This is a genomic window from Pseudoduganella buxea (genome assembly GCF_009720835.1).
GTDB classification, from domain to species: domain Bacteria; phylum Pseudomonadota; class Gammaproteobacteria; order Burkholderiales; family Burkholderiaceae_D; genus Rugamonas; species Rugamonas buxea.
The window spans coordinates 1-9,471 of record NZ_WNKZ01000144.1 but is presented as its reverse complement, the minus strand read 5'-3'; the positions used below and the strand labels follow the sequence as shown (position 1 = coordinate 9,471).

General features: G+C 67.2%; 8 protein-coding genes and 1 pseudogene. 3 read left to right on the top strand and 6 right to left on the bottom strand.

The window, feature by feature from the left end; all coding sequences use genetic code 11:
- The 5 genes and pseudogenes from GM672_RS26305 to GM672_RS26285 form a co-directional block, all read right to left on the bottom strand.
- Window positions 1-730, bottom strand: a pseudogene (locus tag GM672_RS26305) (EAL domain-containing protein); the annotation flags it as partial.
- Window positions 730-1,851, bottom strand: a complete 1,122-nt coding sequence (locus GM672_RS26300; RefSeq protein WP_155473478.1) for an ABC transporter substrate-binding protein — start codon at window positions 1,849-1,851, stop codon at window positions 730-732. The gene GM672_RS26300 and the pseudogene GM672_RS26305, both read right to left, overlap by 1 nt.
- A 114-nt stretch (window positions 1,852-1,965) precedes the next feature.
- Entirely contained in the window at window positions 1,966-2,982 is a 1,017-nt protein-coding gene (locus tag GM672_RS26295) for an ABC transporter substrate binding protein (protein ID WP_155473477.1), read from the bottom strand.
- Window positions 2,983-3,209: 227 nt separating this feature from the next.
- Window positions 3,210-4,634: a PA domain-containing protein gene (locus tag GM672_RS26290; protein ID WP_155473476.1), complete on the bottom strand. Its 1,425-nt coding sequence runs from the start codon at window positions 4,632-4,634 to the stop codon at window positions 3,210-3,212.
- Window positions 4,621-5,652, bottom strand: coding sequence for a choice-of-anchor J family PEP-CTERM protein (locus tag GM672_RS26285; protein ID WP_155473475.1), 1,032 nt, complete (start codon window positions 5,650-5,652; stop codon window positions 4,621-4,623). The genes GM672_RS26290 and GM672_RS26285 overlap by 14 nt, the downstream gene beginning before the upstream one ends.
- Before the next feature lie 398 nt (window positions 5,653-6,050).
- On the opposite strand from GM672_RS26285, the gene msbA reads away from it, so the two are divergent.
- A complete protein-coding gene (gene msbA, locus GM672_RS26280) occupies window positions 6,051-7,874 on the top strand; it encodes a lipid A export permease/ATP-binding protein MsbA (RefSeq protein WP_170300258.1) in 1,824 nt (607 codons plus the stop codon).
- A gap of 11 nt (window positions 7,875-7,885) precedes the next feature.
- On the opposite strand, the gene GM672_RS26275 is transcribed toward msbA, so the two are convergent.
- Window positions 7,886-8,758 carry a c-type cytochrome gene (locus GM672_RS26275; RefSeq protein WP_155473474.1) on the bottom strand — a complete coding sequence of 291 codons (873 nt, stop codon included), beginning with the start codon at window positions 8,756-8,758 and terminating at the stop codon, window positions 7,886-7,888.
- A gap of 127 nt (window positions 8,759-8,885) precedes the next feature.
- Here GM672_RS26275 and GM672_RS26270 point away from each other — a divergent pair, with 127 nt between their 5' ends.
- Together GM672_RS26270 and GM672_RS26265 are read left to right on the top strand one after the other, a co-directional pair.
- Entirely contained in the window at window positions 8,886-9,239 is a 354-nt protein-coding gene (locus GM672_RS26270) for a c-type cytochrome (RefSeq protein WP_155473473.1), read from the top strand.
- On the top strand, window positions 9,236-9,400 hold the full coding sequence (locus GM672_RS26265) for a hypothetical protein (RefSeq protein ID WP_155473472.1): 165 nt from the start codon (window positions 9,236-9,238) through the stop codon (window positions 9,398-9,400). Before GM672_RS26270 ends, GM672_RS26265 begins: the two co-directional genes overlap by 4 nt.
- Window positions 9,401-9,471 lie beyond the last annotated feature (71 nt).

Sequence of the window (9,471 nt, the reverse complement as noted above, 5' to 3'; positions counted from 1 at the left end):
CCGCGCGCAGCCGCGCCTCGCCGCCGCGGGCGCGCCGCATCAGGTGCGACAGGGCACGCAGCGGTTCCGTCATGCGCCGCGTCAGCAGCCGCACCAGCACCAGCAGGATGACGGCGAAGGACAGGGTGATGCCCAGGTTGCCCAGCATGAGCGACCAGGTCAGGCGGTTCAAGGTGCCCTTGCTGACCTGGACGTGGACATAGCCCAGCAGCTGGGGCGCGTGCTCCTGCATGTCGAAGGGCGATGCCTCGGACTGGCCGCCCAGCACGGGCGCGGCGAACAGCCACGCGGCGCCGTTCTCGGCCAGCAGCATGGCCTGCCGCGGTGCCGCGGCCGGATCCGGCTTGATCATCCAGTTGCCGCCGTGGGCCTGGGCCAGCAGCACCTGGTGGCGCGTGTCGCTGATCTGTACCCCCGTCACGTCGGGGAAGGCCAGCGTGCTCGAGACGACGTCGCGGGCGTTTTCAGGCGAGTGGAACAGCAGCGCCAGGGTGCTCTGGCGGGCGAAGTTGTCGGCGATGCGCTGGCCCTGGCCGAGGAAGTAGTCGCGCATGCGGCTGCTGGCCTGCATCGAATTCATCAGCGACGAGAACAGGGCCAGGCCCAGGATGGCGGCCGACACGATGGCCGTCAGCTGCCAGTTGAAGCCCGTGCGCTGCAGCACGCGCTCGAACGCGCGGTCGAACAGGCGCGATGCCAGGCGCGCGAACATGCGGGTGCCCGAGGCCATCACGGCTGCGGAAAGACGAAGTCGAAGCCGCGCTGGCGCCGCTCGCCCAGCTGCACGCCGACGTGGCTTGCCGTGCGCAGGTCGATCGCCGTCTGCAAGGTGCGCGAGGGCGCCAGGCTGCGCGCGCGGGCACCGCCCGACAGCATGCTCAGGGCCGAACTGGCCAAGGTGCGGCCCATCTCGACATTGTTCGGCACCATGGCGAACAGCGCGCCCTTCTTCTCGTGCAGCACATTGCTGGAAAACAGGGGCACGCCGCCGTTCCCCGTTTCGCGCAGCACGAGCGGCAGGATCGTGCCTTCCTCGACGGTGGTGGCATCGTGCGGCAGCCAGACGGCGTCGCGCCGGCCATCGGCGGTGGCGATCAGCTGCGGGTACAGCTGGACGGCGCGGGCCATGTCGCCGGCGACGAACGCGGCCAGTTCGAGCCCCTGGGCACGGGCAGCCTCGCGCGCCAGGCGGATCAGCCACTCGCTGTTCTTCGGGTTGTAGACGACGATGACGCGGCGCAGTTCCGGCAGCAGCTCACGCAGGCGCGCGAACAGCATGGCCGGATCGGGTGTCAGGCTGATGCCGGCGAGGTTGTCGCTGTCCGACAGCAGCAGCACGCCGCCGACCAGCACGGAGATATCGCGGTCCAGGCCGGCCGCGGCGGCCAAGCCCTGTCGCCCCAGTGCGATGACGATGCGCGTGCCGTTCCGGCGCAGCATCGCGTTCAGGTCGATGGGATCGGCCCGGGCTTCGACGGCATAGCTGCGCACAGGCAGGCTGGTACCTTCCTGGATCCCCCGGATCACGCTGGTGAAGGCGGTGCGGAAGGGTTGGTCGACATTCGAGTACAGCACGGCGATGGTGCCCTTGCCGATCGAGGCGCGCACGTCGGGACGGCGCAGCTGGTCTTCCAGCTGCGCCAGGGTGACGGGAACCATGGTGACGGCATCGGCATCGACGCGCGGCGTCGATGCCGGGCTGCCGTCGAGGGTCTGGAACAGGGCGCCCACGCTGTCCCTGGCCTGGGCGGGTACGCCGGGCAGTTCGAACGCGGGTGCGGCGGCGGCGGTGGCCAGCGCGCACCAGGCCCCCAGGGCTGCAAGCGCCACTGTGAATCGGGTAAGGATCATGGATGTTCTTTCGCTGCAGGCGTGCACCAGCTTGCCTGAATGACAGGCGCTAGTATATTCGCTATATTAGCCAAAAAGAAATAAATTTACGCAAAGCATCATTCTGGCGTCGGTTTACGGGAAGATCGCGTCGAATGGATGTTGTACGGTATCGACATCGAGCCCCAGGTGGCTGGCCGTGCGGGTATTGAAGGCCATGCGTACGGCCCGCAGTGCCTGCAGGCCGGGCGGCGGCGTGGCCGGCGGCGCGGCGGCCGGGGTTTGCACCAGCGTGGCCAGCTCGCGCCCCAGGGCGATGTTGTCCGGATACAGGGCGAACAGCACGCCTTTCTTCACATGCAGCATGCTGGTCGAGAAGATCGGCAGGTTGCGATGCCACGATTCGCGCAGCACCAGCGGCAGGATCGTGCTCTCGTCGACGGTGACGGCGTCCTGCGGCAGCCACAGGGCGTCGCGGCGGCCGTCGGCCTGGGCGAACAGGGCCTCATAGCGGCGCACGGCACCGGCCAGGTCATAGGCTTCGAAGGTCACCAGCTCCAGACCGTGCACGCGGGCCGCTTCGCGCGCCAGCCGCACCGCCATCGCGCTCTGCACGGGGTGGTGCACCACCAGTACCCGCTTGACGCCGGGCACGAGGGCCTTCAGCCATGAAAACAGCAGGGCCGGATCGGGCATCAGGCTGATGCCGCGCCACCGTTCCGGTTCCGGCAGCGCGCCGATGCCGCCCACCACCACCTGCAGCGAGCCGTCCAGGGCGCCCGCCATCTTCAGGCCCTGACGCCCCAGCGCGATGACGCTGCGGCTGCCGTTGCGCTTGAGGCGTCCCTGGAGCTCGGCGGCCCCCAGTCCCGGGGCCAGTGCGATGGCGCTGACCTTGCCCGGAGCCTGCTGCTCGACGCCGGCGACGATTTCCAGGAACACCTTGCGATAGGGCGCACCGACATCGGGGAACAGCACGGCGATGGTGTCGGCAGGCGGTGACGGCTGCTCGTCGGCACGGGCGGCGGGAGACAGGCCGAGCAGCAGGCCCAGGATCAGACCCAGCACCGGGCCCGGTACCAGGCCGGGCAGGACGCGGGACAGGCAAAGCAGGAGGGAGGAATCAAGACGCAACAGCAGGATCGACAGCATCGTCGGGATTTTCCAAAAACAATGTTGCTGGGAGTCTAACGCCAGACGCGCCGTTTGCACACTGCTTTATCAGACAGTGTACGGAAAGCGTGTATGCCGGTGGACGGCGCCGTGACGATGCGGGGTGCCATGAAGAATGCCGGGCGAACCCGGCATTCTTGTACTGCGGTCCAGCGGACGGTGATGTACCGGCCGCGCATCACCAGCCGCGTATCACCAGCCGCGCATTACCAGCCAATATCGTGCAGCAGCGGCAAGGTCAGATCCTTCGGCGGCGTGACTTCATGCGTCAGGTCGCTGTTGATCGACGGTTCCATCAGCTGGTTCGGACGGGCTGCCGTCGTGTAGTGGGACACGGAGGAGCCTGGCTGGAACGTCGTCGGCGTATACATCAGGATGCGCTTCTGGCTGTCCGCGCCGGCCAGCTTCGAGTTGTCACCTTTAAAGGTGGCCACGATGCCGGACTGGGTACGGGTGCGGTAGGCCAGGCGGGCACGCAGTGCTTCGCCGCCGGCCTGGGTGATGCGCACGGACGGGATCGTTACTTCCGGATTGTCGCCGCTCATGCCGGCCGGGTCGCCCGGTGCATTGTCGACGACGATCATGCCGATGGCGCCGGCCGCCTGCACATTGGCCGCCTTGATGACGAACGAGCAGGTGCCGCGATCGACCAGGGCGATATTGCCGCGCACGGCCTTGGCGTTGGTGGCGCTCAGCGGATCGCAGGCCAGGCCCTTGCCCGTCGTCTGGTCGACCACGGGCATCAATTGGCCGGTCACGGTGCTGCTGCCGATGACGGCGCCGAAGCTCGCTTCGCCGAACTGGTAGTTGCCGGCCGTCGTACCGGCGGTCGGGCCGCTGATATTGACCACACCCATGGCGCCCAGCACTTCCGGCACATAGGACGTCACTTCCGGACCGCTCCACGACATGCCGTCGCCGCTGACGGCATTGGCCACGCGCTCGGCCGGCGTCATTTCCGTCCAGTTCTTGTTGGTCTTGTTGTCGATCATGAAGTGATCCCAGATCGACGGGGTGCCCAGGTAGTACTCGCCCGTTTCCTCGTCGGAGAAGCTCTGGAAGCCCAGGCCGTGGCCGATCTCATGCAGCAGCACGGCGACCAGGTCGGTGCCGGAACCGTGGTTGCCGTCCAGGCCCAGGTAGAACGGCGAGCCGGGCAGGCAGTCGTTGAACAGGCCCAGGCGCGAGTTGAAGCGCGCGCGGATGTCCGGCGTATCCGGGTCCTGGTCGACGCCGGACAGCTTGTTGGCCAGAGCGCCCGGATACCAGGTGCCTGCTTTCGGCGCGCCGGGGAAGTCCGAGAACACCTGCAAGGTGCCGGCCGAGCCCAGGGTGGCCGAATTGGCCGTGCAGTTCAGCGGTTCGAAGCTGGCCTGGATGCGGATCGGCACCGTGCTGTCGAGCTGTGCGCCCCAGATATTGGCGGCGTGGGTGAAGGCGATCAGGCGCTGTTCGCCCAGGGTCGTGCCGGTGTTGCCGCCGATCGGATCGGCCGGGGTCGTATCGTTGAAGCCGACGCCCGGTGCGTTGGCGTTGACGATGACGATCGGCGCGGCTGCCTGGGCGGTGCCGATGGCGCCGAAGGCCACGGCGAGGGCAGCGATGATGCTCTTCATGTTATTGCGCTTCATAGTTGCGCTCCTTGGCTTGCGCGGTGCGCAGGTTGTTCGTGGCTGCCGGTGCAGCGTGTTCGTCGGTGACGCAGGCTTCGCTCAGGGTGCCATCGACGTTGCGGGTCACGACGGAGAAGACGGCCTTGCTGCTGGCGCTGGCCACGCGGGTGCCGTCCTTGCGCACTTGCACGGCAGGCGCCTTGACGACGCCGGCGACGGCTTCGGAGCTCTTGATCGGCTTGCCCACCAGGGCCTTGTGTTCGGCGGCGGTCGGCGCACGCAGTTGGCCCGATTCGGCGTCACGTACCACCACCATGCCCTGCTGGTCGGCAGCGATGGCGCTCTGGGACATGCCCAGCGCGGCCAGTGCCAGGCCGGCACCGGCGGCGGCGCGGCGGCTGCGGCGAGCGACCACGCCGACACCGGCCAGGCCCAGGCCCAGCATCAGCCACGACGATGGTTCCGGCACGGCCGAAATGGTCAGGCTGTCGATGCCGATATAGCTGCTGCTGTCGTAGTCACCCGTGTAGTGGAAGGCGAAGCGGCCCGTGCCGCTGCCCGTGAAATCGACGGTGTACTTGGTCCAGTCGCCAGGATAGGCGGTGCTGTCGACGGACAGCAGGCTGGTCTTGAAGCCCGTGATGGCGCTGCCGGCGCCGGCGCTGAACAACAGACCCAGCGTATCGTTATCGAAACCTTCCTCGGCACTATTGCGCGTGTAGAACGTCACACGGGTGGTGCCCGCCAGCGTCAGCTCCGGCGAGATCAGCCAGTTGTCGATCGCACCGCCAAACGGGGTGCCGGCGTTGAAGTTGGCCGCCACGTAGGAGTCGGCCGCGCCGGCCTGCGCCGTGAATGCTTCGGTGTTGCCCTGGAACCAGGAAGTCGAGCCCGCATTGACGTTATTGATAATCCAGCCGTCCAGCGAACTGACGCTGTCGAAGCCCTCGGTAAGGGAGGTTGGCGGCGTCTCTGCGTGGGCACAGGCCGATAGTGTCAGCGCTGCCGAAGCAAAAAGTGTGAGGAAAGTTTTCATTAGTTCACTTTCGTTTTAACGATAGAGGAGAGTGCAATGTTTTTGTAATTGCAAGTTCAGTATAGGGTTAAAAAATGTTTCCATGCCACTGGTTTTTTACAATTTGTAATGCTTTTATTGATTCGTATCCAAATCGCAACGGCGCACTTCACGCTACCGTACGGCACCAGTAACGGCGGGCTTTCCGGCTGTTTCGACTTGTTATTTCCATCCGGAATTTAGAGCTTCCAAAAGGAAAGTAACCCTACATAAATGTAACAAAATGTGAGACTTGTAACGCTGTTCGCGTCGTTGCGCGGGGCCGAGTCCGGCACGCCTTCACGCCAGCATGCCGGCCGCTTCGTTCCCGCAAGGGGCCCGGTTACAATGCTGCCTTTACTCTTTATCTGGCCGATCACGTGCAAAGCCGATCCCTGTATTCCCGCCTGCTCATGCAGTTCACGCCGTATGGCGGCGTGCTCGGTGCCACCCTGGTGGCCGTCGCCATTGCTTCGCTGACGGACGTGCTGCTGATCCGCCAGCTGCAGAACGTCGTCGACGCGCTGCGCCCGCAAGGCATCAGCCAGGGTTCCGAGGTGGCGGGGGGCGTACTGACGGCGGTGGGCCACTGGATCGACCGGCTGCTGCCCGTCACGCCGGCCCAGGCCGCGCTGTGGACCATCCCGGCCATCATCATGGCGCTGGCTTTCCTGCGCATGGTCAGCAGCTTCGCCGGCGACTACGGCTCCGCGTGGCTCAGCAACCGGGTCCAGGCCGATTTGCGGGGCAAGATGTTTCACCGCATCCTGCGCCTGCCGAACGGCTATTTCGACGCGTCGTCCACCGGCACCACGTTGTCGCGCGTGACCTTCGATGCCAACCAGGTGTCGCAGGCGGGCCTGAATGTCGTCAACGTGGCCGTGCGCGACAGCGTGGCGACGGCCGGCTACCTGGTCTCGCTGTTTACCATCGACTGGCAACTGGCCGTGTTCTGCCTGGCCCTGCTGCCGCTGGTGGCGCTGGTCGTCATCTTCGCGGGGCGACGCATGCGCCGCCTGTCCGAAAGCGCCCAGCATGCGATGGGTGAACTGACGCGCGTGCTGGACGAAAGCATCGGCGGCCAGCGCGTCGTCAAGATCTTCGGCGGCCAGGATTACGAGCAGCACCGCTTCGATGAAGTGGTCAAGCTCAATCGCCAGCTGGCCGTGAAGCACGCCGCCACGGCGGCGATGAATTCGGGGATCATCATGATGCTGATCGGCGCCACGCTGTCGGCGGTGATCTATTTCGCGCTGCTGCGCGCCCAGGCCAATGCACTCACGCCCGGTGCCTTCGTCGCCTTCATGGGCTCCCTGATGGCGATGCAGTCGCCCATCAAGAACCTCACCAAGATCAACGAGCCGCTGCAGCGGGGCCTGGCCGCGGCCAAGTCCGTATTCGGCCTGATCGACGCGCCGATCGAGACCGACACGGGGTCGACCCCGCTGCCGCGCGCGGCCGGCCGCCTGCAACTGCAGCAGGTGGGCTTCCATTACAACGCCGGCGACGCCGACGCCGCGCCGGCGCTACGCGACGTGACGCTCGACATCGCCGCCGGCGAGACGGTGGCCCTGGTGGGCGGCTCGGGCAGCGGCAAGACCACCCTGGCCAGCCTGCTGCCGCGCTTCTATGACGTCACGTCCGGGCGCATCATGCTCGACGGCGTCGACGTGCGCGAGTACCGGCTGTCCGACCTGCGCGGCCAGATCGCCCTGGTCAGCCAGGACGTGGTGCTGTTCAACGACACCCTGGCCGCCAATATCGCCTACGGCGACCCGGCGCCGGACCAGGCCAGGATCGAAGCGGCCGCGCGCGCCGCCTATGCCCATGAATTCATCGAACGCCAGCCGAAGGGCTATGCCACGGAAGTGGGCGAGAACGGCCTGCGCCTGTCGGGCGGGCAGCGCCAGCGCCTGGCCATCGCCCGCGCCCTGTACAAGGACGCGCCGATCCTGATCCTGGACGAAGCCACCAGCGCGCTGGACACGGAATCGGAACGCCAGGTGCAGGCCGCGCTGGAACGGCTGATGAAGGGCCGCACCACGGTCGTCATCGCGCACCGGCTTTCCACCATCGAGAATGCCGACCGCATCGTCGTCATGAATTCGGGCAGCATCGCCGAGGCGGGCACGCATGACGCGCTGCTGGCCCATGGCGGCCTGTATGCGCGGCTGTACCAGACCCAGAAGCAGCTGACCTCCTGAGGCCCCGGCGCTCAGTCGCCGGGCGTCCGGCGCAGCGTCAGCAGGTAGGCGGCCATGTCGCGGGCATCGCGTTCGTTCACGCCAAGGGTAGGCATGGTGGTGTGCGGGTCGACCTGGCCTGGGGCGACGATCCAGCGGGCCAGGTTGTCCGCGCTGGTGGGCAGCAGGCCGGCGATATAGCGGCGCTGCCCCAGGCCGTGCAGGGGCGGGCCGACATAGGTCTCCGGCCCCGTCACGCCGGGAATCAGGTGGCAGGCCTGGCAGGCATACTGCGTCAGCACCGTGCGGCCCCGTTCCGTATTCGGCGCGGGCAGGGCGGCCAGCGCCGGCGCGGGCGGCGCGGCCGCAAGGGGCGTCTTGGGCATCGCCGCCCGGTACTGCGCCGCGGTGAGCCCCGGCATGCGCCACAGGAAGCTGACCACGTCCCACAACTCGTTCTCCGTCATGCGCACGCTCCACGCGGGCATGCCGCTCATCTTGATGCCGTGGCGCGTGATCCAGTACAGCTCGCGGGGGCGCCAGCGCCGCGCCGCATCGGCCAACGGGCCGGGCACGGGCTGCATGCTTTGCGCGAAGGGCTGCTGCGCCACGCCGGGGCCGCCGTGGCATTGCTCGCAGTTCTTTTGATAGAGGGCCGCGCCGCGCAGCATCGCCGGCGTGCCGCCCACGGCCGGCTCGACGACCTTGCGGGCGTGGAAGCGCACGGATTTTCGCATGCCCTGTTCCAGCAGCGAATGCACGGCCTGCCAGTGCTGGCGCGTGGCCGTGATGTCGTACCAGCCACCTTCCAGCACCGCGAACCCCGTCGCGGTGGCCGTAAGGCCCGTCACGACCAGGGTGATGGCGGCGCTTTTCAGTGCGATGCGGGTGGTCTTGGAGGGCATGGTGGTCGGTGCGCACTGTTGGAACGCACTGTTGAAGGTTCGTTATGATGTCTTTCTTGTATTATATGGATTCCCCCGATTCCTGCAGGAATAGTGCGTGCGCGCAAGATCCCGTCTTAGCTTCCCGATGCTCCACCTGCTGGCCGGCCTGCTGCTGACCGGCTGCGGTGAGCGGGAGCACGCGCCGCTGGCCGTGCCCGGGGGCGACGTCGACCAGGGCCGAAGGCTGCTGGCCCAGTTCCAGTGCGGCGCCTGCCACAGCATTCCCGGTGTCGAGGCGGCGCGCGGCACGGCCGGCCCGCCGCTCGCCACCTTCGGCCGGCAAAGCTACGTGGCCGGGCGCCTGCCGAACGATCCCGACTCGCTGGTGCGGTGGATCGTCGACCCGCCCGCCGTCAAGCCGGGCACGGCCATGCCGGCCCAGGGCGTGACGCCGGACGACGCGCGCCATATGGCCGCCTACCTGTATACCTTGCGATGACGGGCTCGATGCTCGATCCGGCCAGCCCGGACGCCATCGTCATCGGCCGCCTGGGCTGGGCCATGTTCGCCGCCGCCGCCGTCATCCTCGCCGCGCTGACGTGGCTGGCCCTGTCCAGCGCGGCTTGTGGCTGGTGGCGCTGGCGTTCGCCGGTTTTCTGATCGGCCTTGGCGGCAAGGTGGTCGACAATATGAACCTGGTCGAGGCGCCACTTAGCCTGGACCAGTTCGTC

Coding starts and splice junctions, on each gene's coding strand:
- GM672_RS26295 (WP_155473477.1), bottom strand. CDS start 2,982: ATGCTGTCGATCCTGCTGTTGCGTCTTGATTCCTCCCTCCTGCTTTGC.
- GM672_RS26275 (WP_155473474.1), bottom strand. CDS start 8,758: ATGCCCTCCAAGACCACCCGCATCGCACTGAAAAGCGCCGCCATCACC.
- GM672_RS26300 (WP_155473478.1), bottom strand. CDS start 1,851: ATGATCCTTACCCGATTCACAGTGGCGCTTGCAGCCCTGGGGGCCTGG.
- GM672_RS26285 (WP_155473475.1), bottom strand. CDS start 5,652: ATGAAAACTTTCCTCACACTTTTTGCTTCGGCAGCGCTGACACTATCG.
- GM672_RS26270 (WP_155473473.1), top strand. CDS start 8,886: ATGCTCCACCTGCTGGCCGGCCTGCTGCTGACCGGCTGCGGTGAGCGG.
- GM672_RS26290 (WP_155473476.1), bottom strand. CDS start 4,634: ATGAAGCGCAATAACATGAAGAGCATCATCGCTGCCCTCGCCGTGGCC.
- GM672_RS26265 (WP_155473472.1), top strand. CDS start 9,236: ATGACGGGCTCGATGCTCGATCCGGCCAGCCCGGACGCCATCGTCATC.